At 48.2% G+C, this 21,193-nt stretch carries 20 protein-coding genes; 3 read left to right on the top strand and 17 right to left on the bottom strand.

Going from position 1 to position 21,193, the window contains the following annotated elements:
• Positions 1–5 precede the first annotated feature (5 nt).
• From MY7_RS00605 to MY7_RS00585, 5 genes are all read right to left on the bottom strand, one after another.
• Positions 6–1,628 carry a YceG family protein gene (locus tag MY7_RS00605; RefSeq protein ID WP_029325714.1) on the bottom strand — a complete coding sequence of 541 codons (1,623 nt, stop codon included), beginning with the start codon at positions 1,626–1,628 and terminating at the stop codon, positions 6–8.
• 72 nt (positions 1,629–1,700) lie between these two features.
• A complete protein-coding gene (locus tag MY7_RS00600; protein WP_007609244.1) occupies positions 1,701–2,474 on the bottom strand; it encodes a TerC family protein in 774 nt (257 codons plus the stop codon).
• 38 nt (positions 2,475–2,512) lie between these two features.
• The gene (locus tag MY7_RS00595) at positions 2,513–3,091 is read right to left on the bottom strand and encodes a TerD family protein (RefSeq protein WP_003156645.1); all 579 of its coding nucleotides are present in this window, start codon (positions 3,089–3,091) and stop codon (positions 2,513–2,515) included.
• Positions 3,092–3,123: 32 nt separating this feature from the next.
• On the bottom strand, positions 3,124–3,705 hold the full coding sequence (locus tag MY7_RS00590; protein ID WP_003156648.1) for a TerD family protein: 582 nt from the start codon (positions 3,703–3,705) through the stop codon (positions 3,124–3,126).
• Between the two features lie 23 nt (positions 3,706–3,728).
• Positions 3,729–4,325, bottom strand: a complete 597-nt coding sequence (locus tag MY7_RS00585) for a TerD family protein (RefSeq protein ID WP_003156649.1) — start codon at positions 4,323–4,325, stop codon at positions 3,729–3,731.
• Between the two features lie 275 nt (positions 4,326–4,600).
• On the opposite strand from MY7_RS00585, the gene MY7_RS00580 reads away from it, so the two are divergent.
• Positions 4,601–5,596: an LLM class flavin-dependent oxidoreductase gene (locus tag MY7_RS00580; RefSeq protein ID WP_029325713.1), complete on the top strand. Its 996-nt coding sequence runs from the start codon at positions 4,601–4,603 to the stop codon at positions 5,594–5,596.
• Between the two features lie 43 nt (positions 5,597–5,639).
• Here the strand turns inward: MY7_RS00580 and MY7_RS00575 are convergent, their stop codons facing one another.
• The 6 genes from MY7_RS00575 to MY7_RS00550 form a co-directional block, all read right to left on the bottom strand.
• Entirely contained in the window at positions 5,640–6,479 is an 840-nt protein-coding gene (locus MY7_RS00575; RefSeq protein WP_007409044.1) for a metal ABC transporter permease, read from the bottom strand.
• On the bottom strand, positions 6,437–7,132 hold the full coding sequence (locus MY7_RS00570) for a metal ABC transporter ATP-binding protein (RefSeq protein ID WP_021495283.1): 696 nt from the start codon (positions 7,130–7,132) through the stop codon (positions 6,437–6,439). Before MY7_RS00570 ends, MY7_RS00575 begins: the two co-directional genes overlap by 43 nt.
• Before the next feature lie 54 nt (positions 7,133–7,186).
• On the bottom strand, positions 7,187–8,146 hold the full coding sequence (locus MY7_RS00565; protein WP_029325712.1) for a metal ABC transporter substrate-binding protein: 960 nt from the start codon (positions 8,144–8,146) through the stop codon (positions 7,187–7,189).
• A 185-nt stretch (positions 8,147–8,331) separates the two neighbouring features.
• Positions 8,332–10,011, bottom strand: a complete 1,680-nt coding sequence (locus tag MY7_RS00560) for a glycoside hydrolase family 13 protein (protein ID WP_007609237.1) — start codon at positions 10,009–10,011, stop codon at positions 8,332–8,334.
• An 83-nt stretch (positions 10,012–10,094) separates the two neighbouring features.
• Positions 10,095–10,874 (bottom strand): glucose 1-dehydrogenase, encoded by a 780-nt coding sequence (locus tag MY7_RS00555; protein ID WP_007609235.1) that lies wholly within the window; start codon positions 10,872–10,874, stop codon positions 10,095–10,097.
• A 115-nt stretch (positions 10,875–10,989) separates the two neighbouring features.
• Positions 10,990–12,111, bottom strand: coding sequence for a response regulator aspartate phosphatase (locus MY7_RS00550; RefSeq protein WP_003156660.1), 1,122 nt, complete (start codon positions 12,109–12,111; stop codon positions 10,990–10,992).
• A gap of 109 nt (positions 12,112–12,220) precedes the next feature.
• On the opposite strand from MY7_RS00550, the gene MY7_RS00545 reads away from it, so the two are divergent.
• Complete coding sequence (locus MY7_RS00545; protein ID WP_007609230.1) at positions 12,221–12,724, top strand: M15 family metallopeptidase; 504 nt, start codon at positions 12,221–12,223, stop codon at positions 12,722–12,724.
• On the opposite strand, the gene MY7_RS00540 is transcribed toward MY7_RS00545, so the two are convergent.
• Positions 12,721–14,079 (bottom strand): YcdB/YcdC domain-containing protein, encoded by a 1,359-nt coding sequence (locus MY7_RS00540; RefSeq protein WP_029325711.1) that lies wholly within the window; start codon positions 14,077–14,079, stop codon positions 12,721–12,723. The two genes, MY7_RS00545 and MY7_RS00540, sit on opposite strands and share 4 nt — an antisense overlap.
• A gap of 200 nt (positions 14,080–14,279) precedes the next feature.
• Entirely contained in the window at positions 14,280–15,680 is a 1,401-nt protein-coding gene (locus tag MY7_RS00535) for a YcdB/YcdC domain-containing protein (RefSeq protein WP_029325710.1), read from the bottom strand.
• Positions 15,681–15,806: 126 nt separating this feature from the next.
• Here MY7_RS00535 and MY7_RS00530 point away from each other — a divergent pair, with 126 nt between their 5' ends.
• Positions 15,807–16,802: a DUF5105 domain-containing protein gene (locus MY7_RS00530; protein WP_007609227.1), complete on the top strand. Its 996-nt coding sequence runs from the start codon at positions 15,807–15,809 to the stop codon at positions 16,800–16,802.
• Positions 16,803–16,845: 43 nt separating this feature from the next.
• On the opposite strand, the gene MY7_RS00525 is transcribed toward MY7_RS00530, so the two are convergent.
• From MY7_RS00525 to MY7_RS00510, 4 genes are all read right to left on the bottom strand, one after another.
• The gene (locus MY7_RS00525; RefSeq protein ID WP_007609226.1) at positions 16,846–17,778 is read right to left on the bottom strand and encodes an aldo/keto reductase; all 933 of its coding nucleotides are present in this window, start codon (positions 17,776–17,778) and stop codon (positions 16,846–16,848) included.
• A 129-nt stretch (positions 17,779–17,907) separates the two neighbouring features.
• The gene (locus MY7_RS00520; RefSeq protein ID WP_007609225.1) at positions 17,908–18,978 is read right to left on the bottom strand and encodes a helix-turn-helix domain-containing protein; all 1,071 of its coding nucleotides are present in this window, start codon (positions 18,976–18,978) and stop codon (positions 17,908–17,910) included.
• A 137-nt stretch (positions 18,979–19,115) separates the two neighbouring features.
• Positions 19,116–19,760 carry an esterase/lipase family protein gene (locus MY7_RS00515; protein WP_007609224.1) on the bottom strand — a complete coding sequence of 215 codons (645 nt, stop codon included), beginning with the start codon at positions 19,758–19,760 and terminating at the stop codon, positions 19,116–19,118.
• A 195-nt stretch (positions 19,761–19,955) separates the two neighbouring features.
• Complete coding sequence (locus MY7_RS00510; protein WP_007609223.1) at positions 19,956–21,071, bottom strand: type II asparaginase; 1,116 nt, start codon at positions 21,069–21,071, stop codon at positions 19,956–19,958.
• Between the last annotated feature and the right edge of the window lie 122 nt (positions 21,072–21,193).

The following is a 21,193-nucleotide window of genomic DNA, read 5'->3' as shown; positions in this document are numbered from 1 at the left end:
TTTATTTACTCTCCCTGCTTTTGCGTAATGGTTCTAAACAGCTTTCTTACGAGTGACGGCTCCTTATATTCCTGCCGAAATACCATGTCCTCCAGCCAATGGACATCAAATTGGCTTTCTTCAATATAGTGCTCAATATCTTGATGCCCCGGCGGATTATACAAGATGATATCGACGCCGAATTTATTTAAAAACAAAAGAGCGGCGGCGTCCGAACGTGTGAGTTCGCCATTTTGTTCCGTATGATATAAAACGAGTTTCGGAACGGTTTGGGCGTAATCAAACGTCTGAATCAATTGCAGCAGCGAAGCGGGCAGGTTCGTCGCCTGGCGGAACAAATAGATTGCGGAATCCCTTTCCTGCTCGCCGGGCAAAGCCTTCAGCCCTGGGTTTCTGCACATGTCAGAAATCACATTGGCGATGGCGTTCTGCACACCTGAAGGCAGATGCTTGTACTGCCAGGTGTTGCTTCTTTTCAGCCTGTCCGCGTCAATCGCTCCTTCTTCGTTCAAAACCTGAGTGTAGTGATACTGGTAGTTGGCTTTCAGCTCTTCCGTAAACGGAAAACTGCGGATCATGTGTGTCTCCTGATAGTCCGCGGCGGTATGGAGTCTGTTCCAATATTCTTTCGTATCTTTGGAAACCCCCATCACTTTCGCAAAAAGGTTCGGAACGGCCACCCGCTCCCTGTCCGCTTTAAATTGCGGCCGGATAAACGCCCGCTCCTTCGCAATGAGAAATAACTCATCATACGTCGTTTTTAATGTCACGGACTGCGGGGTATGATCCCTGAACTGCCAAGGTTTATACATCATGGATTCCTCATGGTTCAGCACATGCTCAATTTCTTTCGTTGACCGGTAGGCCGTCGTGGACGTTCTGTCCGGCTTTTCTTTCGGGAATGGCTCAAGGCCGCCTGCTGCGGGGAGCTTTATCACAAAGCTGAGTTCCTCATCCGGATCAATCAAGCTGAACGGATCTTCCGCAGCCGGATGAAACAATAGGACGTCACAGCCGATCAGCATGAGATAATAGAGAAAATAGAGCTGGCTTTTGGTAGCGTCTCCATACCACACCACCTTTGGCATCTCACGCTCTATATCGGCTTGTTCGAGCCATGGATTCAGGTGGTTCAGCGAAAACTTTGACACATCCAAGAGCACACGCCGGAAATCGGGATGATTCAGCCCGTTTTCATGCCGGTCCGCAAAGGTTTCCAAAAGCGTCATAAACGCGGTTCTCAGCCGGCGGTGCATAAGCGGATCAGCATGTTTGGCAAGCAGCCTGCCCCCATCGAGAAACGCGACAAATCTGGAAACCGAAAGCCCTTTCTCTTTTTGATTGACCGAATGGATGTGCTGGAGCGCCTGAAACGTTTCAGGCGCGATTGTCTTATCCAGCGTCTCGCTTAACACATGGATGTTTTCATGAGAAGACAGCTCGAAAAGCTTATTGTAATACTCCGTCTCATCATAAGGAGTCCCCAAAATCCGGACGCCAAGCCGGGTAAACGCCAGCCCGTTTTCCCGCTCGTAACCGGGACGTTCCGGCAGCGGCCGCATCAGAAACGTTTCCCAGTCATCGTTTTCCGGCTCGGCCTTTCGGATCACCAATTCTTCCTGCCTCATCATCTTCCTCCTTTCTCTTCATGATGATCGGTACAAAAAAGGAAGGAAATGAACTCTCCCTCCTTTTTTGTTTTATTCTTCTTTAGATGCAGCCGTTTGCTCCTGAACCTGCTTTTGTTTGTTGAAATAGTGGATAATAAACGTTACCACAAACGCAGCGATGATGATTCCGAAGAACACAACGTGCGGCATTTCATAATCAAAGGCGCTCGCCGCCATTTTCACGGCGATAATCCCGATCAGCACAAAAGCTGTATTTTCAAGCTCAGGGATTCTATCAATTAAAACAAGGAATACTTTTGCGACTGTACGCATCATGAGAATGCCAAGCATACCGCCGATCAAGAGCACCCACACTTTTTCCGATACCGCAAACGCGGCCAAAATGCTGTCAACAGAGAAGGCCAGATCCATTAACTCAACTGAAACGACAGTGGCCCAGAAAATTCCGAACGTACGGACCATCCATGAATTTTTCTTCATGCCTTCCGTATCGTCATCACCTTCTCCGATCCAGAAATGCTTAATGACGAGCCAAGCCAGGTACAGCGCGCCAAGCACTTTGATCCACCAGAACTTAATGAGCAGCATTCCGATCCCGATAAAGATAAAACGGAAAATATATGCCCCGAACAATCCGTATGTTAATGCTTTCTTCCGCTGTTTTTCAGGCAGATGCCTTACCATAACCGCAAGCACTAACGCATTGTCGGCCGACAGCAGCCCTTCCAGCAGAACCAAGGAACCGATCAGCCCCCATGATACAGGGTCAGTCAGCACCTCACCCCACATTTTCCAATCAAAAAAGGAAGCGTAGGTAGACATAATATGATGTAGAAAATCCAAGTTTTTTCCTCCTATTTAGTAAAACGGTAATTTCCTGCTTACACCTGCAAGCCGTAATTCCGGCAAAGTGATGCCAGACCGCCGGAAAACCCGCTGCCGATGGCGTTAAACTTCCACTCAGCCCCATGGCGGTAAAGCTCACAAACGACAACCGCCGTTTCAATCGAGAAGTCTTCCCCTAAATCGAAACGAAGCAGTTCATTCTGGCTGTTTTCATCGACGACGCGCACGAACGCGTTAGACACTTGTCCGAAATTTTGGCCGCGCGCTTCCGCATCATGAATCGTGACGGTGATGCCGATCTTTTCAATATTTGCGGGTATTTTTGAGAAGTCGACGATAATTTGTTCATCGTCTCCCTCGCCCTCGCCCGTCCGGTTGTCTCCCGTATGGATGACGCCCCCGCTTGGGTGTTCCAGGTTATTGTAGAAAACAAAATCAAGATCATTTACACAGTTGTCATGGGCATCGACAAGAAAAGCCGACGCGTCAAGGTCAAAGTCATGCCCTCCGGAGTACTTGTTCGTATCCCACCCTAAGCCGATCACCGCTTTTGTAAGGCCGGGGTTCGTTTTTGTCAGATCAACACGCTGTCCTTTCGCCAATTGAATAGCCATGTGCCGTCTCTCCCTTCTGTGTTTGATATGGTTCAGCCGATTTGCAGGCCGTAATCTGTCGCAATACGGGCCAGTCCGCCTTGGTAGCCTGAGCCGATCGCGGAAAATTTCCATTCGCCGTTATGTCTGTAAAGCTCCCCTGCGATAATGGCTGTTTCAATTGAGAAATCTTCAGCCAGATCGTAGCGGATCAGCTCTTCATTTGTCTCTTCATTGACAATGCGCACGAACGCGTTGGAAACTTGTCCGAAGTTTTGGCCGCGCGCTTCCGCTTCATGAATCGTGATGACGAATGAGATTTTGTCAATAGCGGCAGGCACCGCGCTCAGGTTGACTCTTACGCTTTCGTCATCGCCCTCGCCCTGGCCTGTCAGGTTGTCGCCTGAATGTGCGACAGAGCCGTTTCCGCCTTCAAGCTGATTATAGAAAATGAAATCATCGGGCGACGCGCATCTTCCTGCTTCATTTAATAGAAAGACGCTGGAATCTAAATCAAAATCATGTCCGCCATCGTATTTGTTTGTATCCCAGCCAAGGCCGACAACGACTTTAGAAAGACCCGGATTTGTTTTAGTCAAATCTACTTTTTGTCCTTTTGCCAATGAAATTGCCATGTGAGCACTCTCCTTTTTATCGTTTAGGCGTATCGGTTAACGATATCGCCGATTTTTGTATCGTTTGTGCCTTCTCCTACTGCGGCGAATTTCCACTCGCCGTCCTCGCGGTAGATTTCAGCCGCGATCAGGCTCGTTCTGCCTGAATAGTTATCTCTTAAATTGTAAGTCACCAGTTCTTCGCGATTAGCCTGATCAACAACGCGGATGAACGCGTTTTGAATCATGCCGAAGTCCTGTTTTCGTCTGACGCAGTCGTAAATATTGACGACAAACACAAGTTTATTAATCTGAGCGGGCACTTTCGCCAAATCGATGAGAATTTGTTCATCATCGCCGTCGCCTTCACCCGTCAGGTTGTCACCCGTATGTACGACACCGCCGCACCGGCTTTTCAGATTGCCGAAATAGATGACGTTTTTGCTGTCTGTCATTTTATCATTTTCAAGCATCAGTACGGAAGCGTCACAGTCGATATTGGCACCGCCTCCGCCGAACAGCTTTCCGAAAAAGCCCCCGGATGATACAGGGTCCCAGCCGAGTCCGACCAGCAGTTTTGACAGGCCGGCTTTTCCTTTTGTTAAATCAATCCGCTGTCCTTTTTGTAAAGAGATCGCCATATGATTCACTCCTATTCTGTAAGGGTGCCGCTAAGCACGCCGCAAGTGCGCATTTTTACTAAATTCCGGGACAAGAATCCCGGTGTTTATTAAGATATACGTCTTTTATTATATCAAAGTTTCATAAAACATAAGAATTTTTGGCGAAAAACGGCGAAAAATCACTTCCTATATTCTCCTTCGTTCCGGAGAGAATAGAGAAAACAAAGAAATTGACGGAGACTGAACATTTTTCCTATCCTTGTATCAATACATGTCAGGAAAGGGGCAGACGAGTGATTGATTTAAGCATACTTGATCAGGCGCCCGTATCCAAAGGAAACGGGCCGCACGAGACGCTCCGCCGTTCAGCGGAGCTCGCCCGCCTCAGTGAAGGATGGGGCTATAAGCGGTACTGGTTTGCCGAGCATCACGGCACAAGAGGGCTCGCAAGCGTTTCGCCGGAAATTATGATCGCTCATACCGCCGCAGCTACAACATCCATCCGTGTCGGATCAGGCGGCGTGCTGCTGCCGCAGTACAGCCCCTATAAAGTCGCGGAAACTTTCCGTCAGCTTGAGGCGCTGCACCCGAACCGGATTGACCTTGGGGTCGGACGCTCACCGGGCGGTACAACGAAAATCCGGCTCGCCCTCACAGACGGGGTAAAGAAAAGCATGACCGAGTTTAACAGGCAGCTTCAGGATTTATCATCCTTTCTGACAGATTCAGTTCCCTCGGACCATGCTTATGCCGGAATAAAAACAGCGCCCTTGATTGAAACAGCCCCGCAGCTTTGGGTGCTCGGCCTCGGGGAAAACAGCGCCAGACGCGCCGCTCTTCAAGGTGCGGGCTATGTCTTCGGCCATTTCATTAATCCGGAACGCGGGGAAAAAGCGTTTCAGATCTATCGGAACCATTTCCGGGCCTCCGCCCATTTTTCCGCTCCCGCCTCGCTCTGTGCCATTTTCGTCATATGCGCGGCTACGGATGAGAAAGCGGAAGAACTCGCCTTAAGCCAGGATTTATGGCTTCTTCGTGTCGGAAAAGGCGCCGACAGCCGCGTGCCGAGTGTGGAAGAAGCGAAGGCTTATCCGTATTCGCCGGAGGATCGTAAACAGATAGAAGAAAACAGGAAGCGGATGGTGATCGGCTCTCCTGCCGCAGTGAAACGCCGTCTGCTTGAACTTTCCGAGCGGTATCAGACAAAAGAGATGATGGTGCTGTGCAACGTCTTTGATTTCGAAGCAAAAAAAGAGTCATATGAGCGTCTTGCTGATATATTTCTGTAAAAAAAGCCGTCAAACGGAGCAGCAGATGAGACTGCTGCACCGCTTAACGGCGGTTTTTTCGTTCTTTTCCTTTTTTAAACGCATTCCAAATCCCCTGCAGCGTAAACCCGAGCAGAAGCAGAATGATTAACAGTAAAGTGATTGACGGCCCCGGAGGCGTTCCGAGCTGGTACGAAGACGTCAGCCCCATAAACACACTGAAAAGAGAAATAATAATGGCTGCCGCAAACACCCATTTAAACCCTTTGGCGATACGGATTGCAAAAGCCGCGGGCAGTACGAGGAGCGCGGAAACGAGCAGCACGCCGATAATCGGAATAATGACCGAAATCGCCAGCCCCGTCACGATGCTGAATGACATTGACAGCAGGTTTGTGTTAATGCCTGATGTCTTCGCCGTCGCCTCGTCAAAGGTAAGCAGATAGAGCGGTCTGTTCAATATAATGAAATAAAGCAGAATCAGCAGGGTAATACCTCCGATAATATAGACCTGCTGCTGGCTGACCGTGACAAGCGATCCAAATAAATATTGATCGATGCTCATCGACGCGCCGCCTTTTGACAGGCTGATCAGAAACATCGCAAACGACAGCCCGGCCGCCATTAAAATTGCGATAGATACCTCTGAATATGTACGGTATGCCCGCCGCATGTATTCAATGCCGATCGCTCCGATCGTGACGACAACGATGCTCGCCGCCGTAATATTGGTACTGAGAAAAAAACCGATGGCCACGCCCGACAATGAAATATGAGACAGCGTATCCGCCATCAGCGCCTGTCTTCTCAGCACGAGATATACGCCTAATATCGGCGCCATAATTCCGATCATGCTTCCCGCTAGAAAAGCTCGTCGCATGAATTCCAAGTCAAACATTTCCATCCGCCTTTTTCCCCCCTCTCAAGCCGTATGACTTTATCCAGATACTGCTGTACTTCGTTTTGTTCGTGTGTCACCATGACGACGGTGCGGTTGTGATTTTTCACCTGATGGTGCATAAATTCGTAGAAACCCTGTCTGCTTTCATAATCAACCGCGGTTGTCGGCTCATCAAGCATCAGCAGATCCGGATTGCTCGCAAGCATTCTCGCAATGCAGATTTTCTGCTTCTGTCCGCCGGATAAGTCGCCGATTTTCCGATGGCGGAAATCCCACATTTCTACCATCTTCAGCGCGTTTTCCACCTCGTGGTGATCCGTTTCGTTCAATCGTTTAAACCATTTTCCTTTCGTATAACGGCCTGATTGCACAAGCTCCAGAACCGTGCTTGGGAATCCTGCGTTAAATGAAGAAATCTGCTGGGGAACATAGCCGATTGTCAGGCGTTTTCCGGCTGCGTTTTTTTTACTGATCTCGGCCGTTCCTTCCCAAGGTCTGAGCATGCCGAGCATGACTTTCATGAGCGTCGATTTTGACGCGCCGTTCGGTCCTGTAATGCCGACGAATTCGCCGCTTTTGATTTCCAGCGACACGCCGTCAAGCACGGGTGTATGCGAATAACCAAAAACGATATCTTTTAATGTAACGAGATTCATGCTGACCTTCCTTTCCCGCATAGAAATAGTGTGCACCCCGCGGCGCACACTATGTTATTTAACCAATAGCGAATCTTTCAGTGCATCAAGGTTTTTCTCCATAATATCGATATAACCGATGCCTTTATCCCGTTCTTTTTGGCTTAAACCTTCCAGTGTATTGAGCACTTCCGTTTTCGCGCCGATTTCACCGGCAAGTGTATCTGCAACTTTAGGCGATGCAACTTCTTCAAAGTAGATGATCTTCACATCATGCTTTTTGGCAAACGTTTTGAGATCCGCCAGTTTGGCCGCACTCGGCTCTTCTTCAGGAGAAAGGCCTGCAATCGCGACTTGTTTTAAGCCGTATTCTTTGGCGAGATAGCTGAATGCCGCGTGCTGTGTGATCAGTTCTTTTTTCGCCGCATTATTTAATGTTGTACGGTATAGTTTATCAAGATCCTGCAGTTTTGCAATATATTCTTTACTATTTTTCTCATAGTATGCTTTATTCTTCGGGTCCTGTTTTACGATCTGCGCCGTAATGGTTTTGACCTCTTTTTGCGCAAGAACCGGGCTGAGCCACACGTGAGGGTCCATGCTGCGGCTGTGGTCATGACCGCCGTGTCCATGTTCCTCTTCCTCTTCATCCGAACCTTCGAGTAAGTCAATTCCTTTTGACGCCTTTACAAACTTCGCATGATCAGAGCTCATGCTTTTTTCCGCTGAAGGAACCCATGTCTCCATATATTCGCTGTTGTATACGAAAAGATCGGCGTTTTGAATGCCGGCGATATCCTTCGGCGTCGGCTCCCAATCATGGGGTTCGACCGAAGACGGGATGAGAATGTCTACATCGCCTTTGTCTTTGACAATTTGTTTCGTGAATTCGTACATAGGATAAAAGGTCGTCACGACGTGCAGTTTGCCGCTTTTTGAAGAACCTGACGAACCTTTTGAAGATGAATTGCCGCAGCCCGCCGCGATTAAAAAGCATGCCGCAATGACAATGATTCCGCTCCATTTTTTAAACAAGCCGTTTCCCCCTGTTCTGTAAATCAGAATGATGACGATTTCCAAAGCGTACTTTCTCGTTCATTTGTTACCTATACCATAATAAAACGAAGTAATTACGTTTTGCAAGATATTTTTTTCTAAATTGATATCCGATTTACCTAAAAAACCCCCGCCATGTATGGACGAGGGCTTCATATCACATATCAGGCAAGCAGATAAACTCTTGTTTCGTATGGGCGGAATGTGATGCGGGAATCCGTGCTCCCGTCATTTTCATAGTTGCTGAGAAGCAGCTCGGCCCTTTCAAGTTCGGAGCCATCCGGCCAATAAAAGACGGCTTCTTCTTCCGATACGTTGCTGATGGACATGAGTTTTTGTCCGTTTGCCTGTCTTTCATACACAAACATCTGCGGGTCATCAGGAAGCAGCAGCATGTAGCTGCCTTTTATGATATCAGCATACTGTTTTCGCAGGCGGATCAGTTTTTTGTAAAAGTTCAATATAGAATCGGGATCATCCTGAGCCTCGGCCGCATTGACGGTCTTGTAATTGGGATTGACCTTCAGCCACGGTTCGCCCTCCGTAAATCCGGCATTCTTGCTGCCGTCCCACTGCATCGGTGTACGGGCATGGTCCCGGCTTTTCGCCATAATGGACGCCATGACTTCTTCCCTGTTGCGGCCCATTTCAAATACCCTTTTATGATACATATTGACGGTCTGAATATCTTGATAATCCTCTATTCTGTCAAACGGAGCGTTTGTCATGCCGATTTCTTCCCCCTGGTAAATGTACGGCGTGCCTTTCATGAAATAAAGCAGGGCGGCAAGCATTTTGGCGGATGCTTTGCGGTATGTGCCTTCATCTCCGAAACGTGATACGATCCGAGGCTGGTCATGATTGCACCAATACAGCGTATTCCAGCCTCGATGTTCCAGTTTTTCCTGCCAGTCTGTGAGCACTTTCTTCAAATCGGACAGCTCAAGCGGTTTTACATCCCAATGCTCTTGGCCCGGCTTTTGATCAAGCTCCATATGCTGAAAATGAAAAATCATATTCAGTTCATGCTCATCGGTTCCCGTGTAGACCAGCCCTTCCTCAGGCGTCACTGATCCGGCCTCGCCGACCGACATCACGTCATATTTGGAAAATACCTCTTTCGTCATTTCTTTTAAGTAATCATGTATCCGTGCCCCGTTTGGCCGGAAAGGCTTCGGATCGGCCCGGCGGGCGATGTAATCTTCATATGGCGGCAAATATTCTTTTTTTGACAGGAGATGGAGCTGGTCTATACGCAATCCGTCCACGCCTTTATCGAGCCAAAATCTCATCATCTCGTATACTGATTGCCGAACCTCGGGATTTTCCCAATTCAGATCGGCTTGTTTGACGGCGTTCATATGCAGGTAATATTCGCCCGTATGTTCTTCGTACTGCCAGACGGATTGTCCGTAATCCGACACCCAATCGGTCGGCGGGCCGTCCCCGGTGCCCGGCCGCCAAATATAATAATCGCGGTATTTGCTGTCCGGATTCATTTCCGCCTCTTTGAACCAAGGATGCTCCGTGGAGGTATGATTTAAGACGAAATCCATCACAAGCTTTAATCCGCGGCTGCGGCATTCTGTAAGCAGATCGTGAAAGTCCTCCATCGTTCCGTAAGATTCCATAATTGCTTGATGATCCGTCACATCGTAGCCGTTATCGACGTTTGGCGACGGGTAAATCGGGCAGATCCATATCACATCAGCGCCAAGTTCTTTTATATAATCGAGACGCGCGATAATCCCCCGCAGGTCGCCTATGCCGTCGCCGTTCGTATCTTGAAAGCTTCGCGGATAGATTTGATAGACAACGGCGTCTTTCCACCAGTCATTCGCCATCTTGCGCTCCCCCTGTTTTTTTAGAGAACCATTTCCTTTATGACCCTGCTCTAAACAAAAAAGAGAAGGTTTCCCCTCCTCTTTTATCTATCCAGCTGAGACGGATAAAGCGTCATGCCTCCGTCGACGAAAAGTGTCGTTCCGGTCACGTAACTCGCTTCTTCCGACGCCATCCATGCGGCGGCCGCGGCGACTTCTTCCGGTTTGCCGAAGGCGTTCATCGGAATTTTTTTCAGCTGGGCTTGCTTATGTGTTTCATCTTCCAGATCCTTATTGGACTCCGTGGCGATCGTGCCGGGAGCGATGGCATTCACCCGGATGCCTTTGTCTGCGTAATTGAGCGCCATCGTTTCCGCCATCATTTTGATCCCGCCTTTGGATGCCGAGTACTGCACGTTTTCAGGACGCGGTATTTGCTGATGAACGCTCGATATGTTTAAAACCGTTCCTTTTTTGCCGTACTCGAGCATATGTTTCAGTGCCGCTTTCGCCCCCAAAAAGGTGCCGGTCACGTTGACGTCGATGACCCTTTGCCAATCCTCCAGGCTCATTTCATGGGGCATCGCTTCGGTCCCGTTAAAGCCGGAATTGTTGACCATCACGTCCACACCCCCGAAATGCTCCTGCGCGGCATGAAACAGCGCCTGAATCCCTTCTTCTGAGGACACATCGGCTTTTACGGTGACGGCTCTGCCTCCCGCTTTCTCAATGATGTCCGCCGCTTCTTCCGCTCCGGAGGAATCACCGAGGTAATTCACAACCACATTCATCCGCTCCTTGCCGAAGCGTTCGGCAATGGCCTTTCCGATTCCTTTCGAAGAACCTGTTACGATTGCTGTTTTTCCCTGTAAATCCTGATACATTGTCTCTTTTCCTCCCTGATGTTAATACAGAGCATGTACCCGGTTTTAATCAGCTGAAAACAAAAGAGATCATAAAAAGAACGATGAAACCGAAGCTCCCTCGTTCTTTTTTTCATTATGCGTAGTTGTTCATTTGCAGCCTTTTTTGCACGCCGACAAGCCTGCTGAAAAAATAAGATGCCGCTTTGTAGTTCTCCCGTTTATGAAAGAAATGAGCTGCGTCCTGAAGCAGTTCCTCCGTGTCAGCCAGCAGCTCTTTTGATTCCAGAATGTCAAAATACTCTTTGAGCGAATCCTGTCCGCCTTCCCCCTGATAAAGCTCTTTAATCAGACGGAATTTCGTCATATAGATCTCATCTTCCCATTCCGCCGCGCTTCTCATGCCCCGCGCGCAGCTGGCGGCGGCTTCACTGTATTTTTCCGTTTTAAAGTAGATATGCGTGAGTGAAAAAACAGCCTGGATGACCTGCCGGAAGCTGTGTGCTTCAAATCCGGCAGCCGCCCGTTCAAAATCCTCCGCCGCCTTGCAAAAGTCACCCAGACTGTACATACAGTGCCCGATATTATAATAGGCCGCAGCAATCATATATTGATCATCAAGCCGCTCCGCGTGTTCCAAGGCGCATTCGAGGTATTCCAGCGCTTTTTTATGCTGCTGGGCGTCCATCAGATTTCCGGCAATGATAAATTTGCACTGCACCCTTCTCATTCCGTATAATTCATATTTCTTGTAAATATCAAGCGCCTGCCCCGCGTAATTCATCGAAAAGAAAGTCTGCTTGATATGATAGTACACCTCAGAAATTTTATACAGAAACTCGGCTTTCTCTATGTCATCTTCCACATATTCAAGCTTTTCCTCAGCCCGCTTATAATGAGAAATCGCTGAGATGAAGTTTTTCTGCTTAAATTCATACATTCCCCTGAAATAGTAAAAATAATATTCCAGTAAGCCGGTCAGCTTTTGCTGGTTCATCTCAATCTCAGTGAGCATTTCAGAGAACGGAGGCTGGCAGTCGCCGTCTTTCATGGGTTTTAATTTATCCAGCATGATGCGGTGCCGAAATTCCATCAATGAAAAATACAACAATAAATCCTGGTTCTCTTCCATATCTTCGAGTTCATATTGAATCTCCCGCTTCAGCGCTTCAGCTTTATCGGCTTCAAACGCGCGGATCAGCTTATACCATTCATTCATCTTTACGGCCACTTCTTCAGATGGAATCTTGGATTTCATAGATTTGCCTCCTTCCTCCGGCTACTAATTATGTTATATTTTATCATAGCAAATTTATGGCAGTGAGCAAACAAAGATTTTAATCAATTAAAGAAAGAGAGAATTCACCATGAAACGACCAGTCAGAATTGCGCTGCTTTTGATCCTCTTCTTTACCGCAGACCTATGTTTTTCCTATGTGCAAAAAGAATTGAGGCCGCAGACGGCATTACAAGATAGAGCCATTCCAAGCGCTCTTCATCCGCTCGTGAGGCAGAATGCGGAGCTATTGCAGACGGCCGCTCTGAAAAAAGGCATCACCGTCGTTATCACAGAGGGTTTCAGATCAATTGAGGAACAAAACGAATTGTACCGTCAAGGACGTTCAAAAAAAGGAAATATCATCACCTACGCAAAAGGCGGGGAATCTTACCACAATTACGGCCTTGCGATCGACTTCGCCCTGCAAAAAAAGGATGGAAGCCTGATTTGGGATATGACGTACGACGGAAACCGAAACGGCACGCCCGATTGGCTTGAGGTCGTATCGATTGCCAAAACGCTCGGTTTTGATTGGGGAGGCGATTGGAGAGGCTTTAAAGATTATCCTCATTTACAAATGATCCCTGGCTAATAAAACCTTTTCTTTTTTCGCTTTTGCGCATCAATGTACGGAGGATAGACAGGCCTGTACACAAGCTTATATCCTTCATTGCCGGACGGCGTAAAATCGCGCTGCCACTCGAGCCGCAGATGGAAATCGGATAAAAAAGCGGCCTTTGCTTCTTCGGGAGTAACGGCCGGCACCGGATTGATCTTCTCCAGCTGCTCCGGGTCAATGTCAGGCGCCATGTAAGCTTCCACAAGCCCCGTTACGGGACTGACAAGTATTCTCGCAGCGCCGAACCGCAGCGGAATATCCTGATGCCATATGGAAAAATGGAAGCGGAACCTGCCCCTTCCGTCCGTTTTCAGCGGGTTCATTTTAAAAAACTCGTCCGCTCTCGGATAAAGCTTGTATAAAAATTGAAGCGCGACGGCCTCACACTCTTCCGCAGAATAAAAGGCCGGGCCCTGATGCTCAATAAAAGATTTAAAGGCTGTCATTTTCCCTGTCTTTTTGTCCGTTTTCATCTTCATTGTATTTTTGTTGCTGCTTTCAAAATAGCTTTCGATACTCAAATCTTTCCGTTCCGGAACCGACCCTTTCCGCCATGTCGTTCCGATCTCATCCCCGAGATCACGCCGGCGCGTCTGAACCATATCCGCGGTAAACCCCATTAATTCATCCAGGCTGATTTCCCGTTTATGTTCAAACGCGGGAAGCGGTTTTGCCGGCTCATTCCTGTCTTCGCAAAGCTGCTGATCCGGCACGATATCATCTTCACCGGCCGGATAGCTGTAAGCCGGCAGAATCGGTTCATAGACGAGACGCGGTATTTTCTCAAAATTGACCACATCATAGACGAGACTGAATGTCAGCACACTCATATAATGCGAGACCACTTTTTCCCGATCGACGAATGTTTCCGGAACGGGCGCTTCACCCTTATCCCCGTAATAGATAAACTGCACGACGAAGCCGCTCCTGGTTACATCAACGAAAAAACCTGAATCGGGAAGCGGCCGGCCGAGCACTTTTTTTGTATAGATAAATCGGATGCACCCATTGCGTTCTTCTCTCGCCTGAAAGATGAAATTCATAAAAGTAAGCGGGCGGTGTCTTGCCGCAAACCGAAGAGCCGTCAGCTTTAATTCGGCTTCTGACAGCTGTATGTCTGAACTCGGACAGTCGTTGCGTGAATAAGTAAGCAAAGATCCGTCGTCGCCCAGCTCAATCGTGACCGTTTTATCCGGCTGGTTACGATTTTTCCATATATAATAGGCTTTCGTTTTTTGTTTTTCATCATAATCTTCTATTTCAAGCTCATAGTGCGGCAGTATGTTCCCGATTTCCAGCGCTTTTTTTCTCAGATGTTCTTTCAGCAATGGGGTCATCCTTTCAGAAGAGTGTATAAAAAAGAACTGTTTTTTATTATATAAAAACGCCCTTATCCTTTTAAAGGGAAGAAAGTGCCTTTTATGTGTCTATTTTTAGCAAAGAGGGAAAAGAGCCGTATTCAGAGCGGCTCTTTTTCATACAAATGTCACACTCCCCGTGAAAGCCCCGGGACGAACGCCCATGACCTTCAGCCTATTAAACTCGTGATCGCTTCTCCCGTATGAGCCTCAATAAACCGCGGGAAAACCGGTTTGTATACGAGCCTGTACACTTTCCCGGAGCTATCGTCATCGTAACAACGATCCCAAGCGAGCTCTGCTTTGATGGCCAGGCGGATCGCATCCTTCGCCTCTTCCATTGTCAATGAAGGAACGGGATCGATTTCCTGGAGCTCTTTCGGATCAATTTCCGGCGGCATATATACAGTGACAAGACCCGTCTTTTTGCTGACACAGATTCTCCCCTCTCCGAATCGCAAATCAACACCGCCCGAACAAGCCTTAAATGTAAGCCCTGCGTTTTCTCCTTCATCATCCGGTTCATCATATTGAACCCGGAAATACTGATCCGCTTCCGGAAACATGGCGAATAAAAAGCGGATGGCCATGTGATGGCATTCTTCCTCGGAAAACTCCGGTTCGCCTTCACTATGTATAAATGACATCACCCCGGTGAGCCGGCCCGATTCTTTATCATACCTTGTTTTCAATACGTGTTCATTCCGTTCTTTAAACAAACTTTCAAAGCTTTTATCTTCCCGTACGGATTTTGTTTTTTCAGGACGCCAGGCAATGCCGATACAGCCCTCTCCAAGATCGCTTTCCCTCTCTTTATAAAAACCGTCGTGCAGCCCGATCATGTCATTGATGCTCATCTTTTCCGCTTCAGGTGCAGGGCGTGAAATCGGGACATACGGCCGTGTGTCGTTTTCCAGTTCTTCATATTCGTCTAATTCTGCATTCTCTTCCTTGAGGTCGGCCGATATCGGCCGCGTCGGAGACACGATTTCATAGACGAGATGGGGCTTGTCATCCCCCTGCATATAGACGGACTGATGCAGGACGGTGAACAACAGCTCTGCTTCTATATGTTTGACAAAGTGAGCCAATGCTTCCCGCTTGTCCGCAATTGTCCCGGGCCTTACAAGATCATCGGCCTTCCCATGGTAAGAAAAACCGGTTACTTCCCCTGTCAAAGACAGGTCGACGTAAAACCCGGTCAGCGGAAGCGGCAGACCGTCAGCCATCTGAACATAGGAATATCTCACATCGCCATCATTTGCGGAGCCGCTGTTTTCCAATTCGAACTCAGCCAATGCCCCAGGACGATGGGTTTCTAAAAACGCCCGCATCCATTTTTCTATGTCCGATTCCGAAAGAGGCGGCAGATCAGTCCGGAAAGCCGGACGGGATAAGTATTTCAGTTTTCCGTCCCGGTCTAATTCGACCATGATGCCGGCTTCCGGATCATTCTTATCTTCCCACCAAAACAGAACCTCATCTTCCTGGTATTCTTCCACATTAGTCTCGTAGCGGGCAGGTACGTTTCCCATTCGGAGAGCCAGCTGTTTCAACTCTTCTTTTTTCATCATAACACTTCCTTTTCTTCCAAAAAGATTGATGATTACCAAGACTCTTTTATACAAAACTAGTATAATTAACCTGTCCATCTTCATGACTATCGAATTAACCATTAACAACAGGGGGTAAACCAGATGTCCATCAAAAAAATGAGCGCCGTGTTTTTCATTCTGCTTCTCACGGCATTTACCGCCGCATGCAGCAGCGAAACGAGCGGCGGCCAGGAAAGCAGCACGGCGAAAGTAAAAATAAAAGATACGGCATGGGCCGCTTCAGACGATACTGAACATCCGGCCGCGCTGAAAGTAACGGTCACCGTCAAAAATACGGGCAAAGACCCGCTTACCGTCAAAAGCAGCGACTTCTCGCTTTATCAGGATGACGCGAAAACAGCCAAGGCCGATAAGGAAGACTTGATGCAGAACGGCACGCTTCATGCGGGTAAGACAGTGACGGGCAATCTGTACTTCACGGCTGACGAAGGCAAATCATATGAATTGGTATATCAGCCGCAGGCAAAAGACGCGAAGCCTTTATCTTATAAACTGAAAGTCAAAGGCACAGCCTCAAACGCAAAACCTGACCCGGCGGACGCATTATCCGCCTACATTGATGTGATGCTGTACGGCAAACACAATAAAGATTTCACCCGCCTGACCGGGGTAAATGAAAAAATGACGGCCGCCGCATATCAGGAATCGGCGAAAGCCAGCTTTATCACTTCAGCAGGCATTTCACAAGAACAGGCGGATCCAAAAGCCATTTCCGCTATTATTGACGCCATGTCATCAGCGCTGCGGGATAACACAGAGCTCAAGGTGCATACCAAATCCATGTCAGGCAAAAAAGCCGTCCTTGAAGCAAAAGTGACCCCGCTTGATATGTCTCCGCTTGCGGGACAGCTGCAAGACCGCGTGCAAGACTATGCCGGAAAGCACCCCGATGCGGATGAAAACGAAATTGTCAGCCACCTGCTTTCTGTCTATCCGGAAGAGTTTATGCGCCTGAAACCGGCTTCTTCTTCCGTTACAAGAGAAATCGAGATGAAGAAGAACGCCCGCGGCCAGTGGTATCTGGATACAGACGCCGATCTGGAAGGATTGACAGAAGCGTTTTTGAAAACTTCCTGACAACAAGAAAGGAAATAGCGCAGGCTATTTCCTTTTTTTATTTTCACTTAAAGATGTCACTGATATATTGAACCTCATCCTCGGTTAACTGCACATGAAGCGCGTCCAGATTGTGTTTCAGCTGGTCGGGGCGTTTGGCTCCGGGAATGATCGCATCCACCGCCGGCTGCGACAGAAGCCATGCGAGTGCGATATGCGCTGTCTGCGCCCCTTTTTCCTCCGCAACGGCCCGAAGCTTATCCACTCGCTCCAGATTTTGGCGAAAAGCTTCTCCCTGAAACGGCGGCCTGTTCTTTCGGCTGTCCTCAAAGACTGTGTCTTTTGTAAACTTTCCCGTCAGCAAGCCGGAAGCAAGCGGAAAATAAGGAATAAAGGAAATGCCGTTCTTTTCACAATAAGGCAGCAGATCATGCTCCGCCTCACGCTGAATCAGTGAATATTCCGATTGAAAAACCTCTAAATAGCCGTCGGCGTTAAACTCCTGCAGTTGTCGGAAGCTGAGATTGGACGCGCCGATTGCTCTGATTTTCCCTTCGTCCTTCAGTTCTTTTAGCGTGCCCGCCACTTCGGAGAGCGGTGTTTTGCCGTCAGGGAAGTGGACGTAATACAAATCAATCACGTCTGTTTTCAGCCGCTTCAGGCTGTTTTCCGCCTCACTCCGGAGAAATTCACGGCTGTTGTCCAGCTCGATTTGTCCGTTGACCTCTTTGTGCGCGCCTTTTGACGCAATCACGAGGCTGTCCCGCACACCGCGCTCTGCGACAACTTCACCGATTAACTCTTCGGAACGTCCCAAACCGTATATAAACGCCGTATCAATAAAATTGACGCCGCCGTCCAACGCTGTGCGGATGAGTTCTTTTCCCGTTTCATCATTAAGATTCGGAAACAGATTATGTCCTCCGACCGCATTAGCGCCAAAGCCGATACGCTTTACCCGTAAATCCGTCCTGCCCAGCGTACGTGTCTCATCCATAGCTCAGGCTCCCTTCCTTTTATCGCTCTGTTTAGTATTAGATAGACGGTAAGAATTATCCTGCCTGAGAGCCTATCTATAGAAAAAACCTTGAAAAGCGTTTGCCCTTCAAGGTTTTTTTGCTGTGTATTAAGATGTCAGAGCTGCGGCGAAGCGTTCGGCTTCATCCGTGAGAGCACCCTCTATTTCCTTATAGCGGCTGGAAATCGTTGAGGCGCTGACGCCGTACTTCTTCGCCAGCTTCGCTTGAGAAACGGACGCGCCGTTCAGAGAAATGCTGTTCACGTAATATTCGACCGCCGCCGCGAAAGCTTCAGGCTTTCTGATCGTCGGTGTTTTTTTGACACAGAACGTTTTCCACAGATCAATTACGGCCGGAACCAGCTCAGCCGGGTATTCATCCCCGCTCAGGCCTTTTTCAATAGCGTCCGCCGTTTCCTTCTCCATGTCGTTCGCCCACTCTGTCTGTTTTTCTTCAGCAGCCTGCTCAGGCTCTTCCGCCGATCCTAAAAGAGCGGCCAGCACAGTGTCGAAGTCCTCCTGCATAAAGCGCTCAGGCGATTTTCCTTCCGCAAGGGCCGGGGCCGCCGCCTTTTTCACTTTGCTGATCAAAGCTTCGGTCCGCTTCACAGGGAAGATCGTAAATTGCATGAAGAACTCCGCTTTTTCCGCTTCGTGGATCGGATAGCCGAGAATCAGGCTTCCCGCCGGCGGAAGATCCTGCTGGCTGACGTCCATTTCCACTTTGAATTGTTTTTTCGTCATCACATCTTCAAAGTGAATCATTCCTTCTTTCACATCTTCAAGAACCATAACGGCAGGTGTCATGCTTTTCCATGATTCAACGATTTCCCGTGTTTTCGGGCGGTTGATGCCGCCGGCTTTTTTCTGAAGATATTCTTCAAAAATCGTCTTGCCGCCTGCCAGCGGACGGAAGAAAATTCCCCAGATGCCGAGGTTGAAGACTCCGATGTCTTTTGTCTGTCTGTCCAGCTCCGTAATGAACGCGTGCTGGTTAATAAATGATGATATGCCGTCTCTATGTGCTGTAAAGGCGTACTCCATTAGGCTTTCCTGAATCTGTTTCGCTTCTTTTGCCGCGATGTCTGCCGGAATGGCAGCTTCTTTGCTTCCGCAGCATTTTTTATATTTCTTCCCGCTGCCGCATGGGCAAGGGGCATTTCTTTTCACTTTTCCCACAATAAACCCTCCGAATTCTGATATAACTTTATTATTTTAACAAAAATAACTTCAGAGGGCTTGGTTTACGGCGAAAAAAGAATATGGAAGAAAAAAAAGACCCCGGAATATTCTCATTCTCCGGGGCTTTGAAACTGTTAATTTGTATTTTGTCCGCCGCCGTTCAGACCTTCTTTAATCAGCCCGTTTACTTGGCTGTTCATCAAAAGTCCGATGTGTCCGACACCGTGAATCTGCACGTTTTTCCCGCCGATCAGTCGTGACAGCGGGTTCAGGACGATTAAGTCCGCTGAGCTGTAAATCGATGTATATAAAATCTTTTGGTTCGGATCAGTCCCCGGAAGCGCCCGGTTGGTCACAAGGCCGTTCGCTCCGCCGAGTGTGACGACGTTTGCGATTTTGTCTCCGCCGTCAAGATTTTTAATGTAATAGAGCGTGTTGGCTCCGCCCATGCTGTGCGCGACGATATCGACTTTTTTCGCACCTGTTTCGCTGAGCACTTTTTTCACGTAATTGGACAGTCTCGGCGCATTATGTCTGTTGTTTCCGGTTTTGTCTAAGAAATCAATGGCGTACATCTCTTTTCTTGACCAGCCTTGGGATGCCAAGTATGTTTTGATTCCCGCGAAGTTAAAGGACGCCCCGCCGATTCCGTGGACCATGACAACAGGGTTATGCCCTGAGGAGGCTTTCGATACGGTCGGCTGGAAGGCAAATACGGAAACGACGGACAGCATACAAACTGTAAGGACAACTAGAATTTTGTTTTTTATTTGTTTCATGAACTTTCCTCCTGCTATGTAATATTTTTGCAGTTTTCATTCTATTAGAGGAGAAAAGGAAAAAATAGTGTATTTTTTACTGTTTTCAACAATTTAAAAAGAGCGGAAAAATGAGAAAGACGCCCCTATCCCGAAAGCACGCTTATGCTTTAATACGGCATACCAAAAAAGGAGAGAACACCCGGTTCTCTTCTCCTAGTACTCATTGAAATAGGTTTGAATCCGCTTAGGGTCATGCGTTTTTGTCAGCGCAAGCATCAGAAGAATCCGCGCTTTTTGAGGGTTGAGAGAGTTTGAAGCTGTCAAATGGTCTTTTTCATACTCTCGATTAGGTGTTACCGTTCCGTTTCCCGTCCTTGTGGAGCGGACGACCGCCAGCCCGCTTTTGACCGACTTTACGGCGCCTTTTTGCGCCTCATCAGACATTGAGCCGTTTCCCGAGCCTGCAAAAATAATGCCTTGCGCTCCTGATTTTACGGCGGCTTCAAAGAGATAGCTTCCGTCATTTTGATAGCCGTATATAATATCGACCTGCGGCAGTTTATCAAGTTTATCTATCTGGAAATCTGTATCCTTCGTATGCTTTCGGGTGATGACGTTATTAAAATAGACGTCATCAGCAATTGTTCCGATATAACCCATTTCTTCCGATTTGAAAGTGTCGGTCGCGGTTGTATTGGTTTTTGTCACATAACGCGCCGAAGCGATTCTGTCATTTAATACGACAAGCGTCCCCTTGCCTTTCGCATCGGGTGCAGCCGCTGTTTTTACCGCGCTATATAAGTTGGACGGCCCGTCCGCTCCGATCGCCGTGGACGGCCTCATTGACCCGGCGACAACAACGGGCTTGTCACTTTTGACCGTCAGATTGAGAAAGTAGGCGGTTTCCTCAAGTGTGTCTGTTCCATGTGTAATGACAATGCCGTCTGTATCATCAGACTTGAGCAGCTTGTTTACCCGTTTTGCAAGTTTCAGCAGTGTCTCGTTATTCATATTCTGGCTGCCGATATTCACAACCTGTTCTCCGCTCACATGCGCGACCTCTTTTATCTCCGGAACGGCCTGAATCAGGGCATCAACTCCGATTGCCCCCGCCGTGTACGCCGTAGCGGACGTCTTTGAAGGAGCAGCGCCTGCAATTGTGCCGCCGGTGGCAAGAATTTTAATATTCGGAAGTCCGTCTTTTTTCGCTGAGGCTGCGGCTGCCATCCGGGGCGGTGTTTCTTTCGCTTGAGGAGATTGGGAGCAGCCGGCCGCAATGAAGAGCAGAGCCGTGATAAATGTAATGAAGGGCATGAATTGTTTTTTCATTCTTTTCTCTCCTTTTCTTTATTTATGAAGATTTTCCTCTCACCGGTCAACGCGCTTGTCAGGCAACCTTCCGAAGAAAATAACCGTTAAAAAACCTTGACACCGTCATGTGAAATCAAGAT

The sequence above is a fragment of the Bacillus sp. 5B6 genome (assembly GCF_000259405.1).
In the GTDB taxonomy this organism is placed as follows: domain Bacteria; phylum Bacillota; class Bacilli; order Bacillales; family Bacillaceae; genus Bacillus; species Bacillus velezensis.
The sequence above is the reverse complement of the archived record's forward strand: the minus strand, read 5'-3'. Positions and strand labels throughout refer to the sequence as shown.

Coding starts and splice junctions, on each gene's coding strand:
- MY7_RS00605 (WP_029325714.1), bottom strand. CDS start 1,628: ATGAGGCAGGAAGAATTGGTGATCCGAAAGGCCGAGCCGGAAAACGAT.
- MY7_RS00595 (WP_003156645.1), bottom strand. CDS start 3,091: ATGGCTATTCAATTGGCGAAAGGACAGCGTGTTGATCTGACAAAAACG.
- MY7_RS00590 (WP_003156648.1), bottom strand. CDS start 3,705: ATGGCAATTTCATTGGCAAAAGGACAAAAAGTAGATTTGACTAAAACA.
- MY7_RS00585 (WP_003156649.1), bottom strand. CDS start 4,325: ATGGCGATCTCTTTACAAAAAGGACAGCGGATTGATTTAACAAAAGGA.
- MY7_RS00575 (WP_007409044.1), bottom strand. CDS start 6,479: ATGGAAATGTTTGACTTGGAATTCATGCGACGAGCTTTTCTAGCGGGA.
- MY7_RS00570 (WP_021495283.1), bottom strand. CDS start 7,132: ATGAATCTCGTTACATTAAAAGATATCGTTTTTGGTTATTCGCATACA.
- MY7_RS00560 (WP_007609237.1), bottom strand. CDS start 10,011: ATGGCGAATGACTGGTGGAAAGACGCCGTTGTCTATCAAATCTATCCG.
- MY7_RS00555 (WP_007609235.1), bottom strand. CDS start 10,874: ATGTATCAGGATTTACAGGGAAAAACAGCAATCGTAACAGGTTCTTCG.
- MY7_RS00550 (WP_003156660.1), bottom strand. CDS start 12,111: ATGAAATCCAAGATTCCATCTGAAGAAGTGGCCGTAAAGATGAATGAA.
- MY7_RS00545 (WP_007609230.1), top strand. CDS start 12,221: ATGAAACGACCAGTCAGAATTGCGCTGCTTTTGATCCTCTTCTTTACC.
- MY7_RS00535 (WP_029325710.1), bottom strand. CDS start 15,680: ATGAAAAAAGAAGAGTTGAAACAGCTGGCTCTCCGAATGGGAAACGTA.
- MY7_RS00530 (WP_007609227.1), top strand. CDS start 15,807: ATGTCCATCAAAAAAATGAGCGCCGTGTTTTTCATTCTGCTTCTCACG.
- MY7_RS00525 (WP_007609226.1), bottom strand. CDS start 17,778: ATGGATGAGACACGTACGCTGGGCAGGACGGATTTACGGGTAAAGCGT.
- MY7_RS00515 (WP_007609224.1), bottom strand. CDS start 19,760: ATGAAACAAATAAAAAACAAAATTCTAGTTGTCCTTACAGTTTGTATG.
- MY7_RS00510 (WP_007609223.1), bottom strand. CDS start 21,071: ATGAAAAAACAATTCATGCCCTTCATTACATTTATCACGGCTCTGCTC.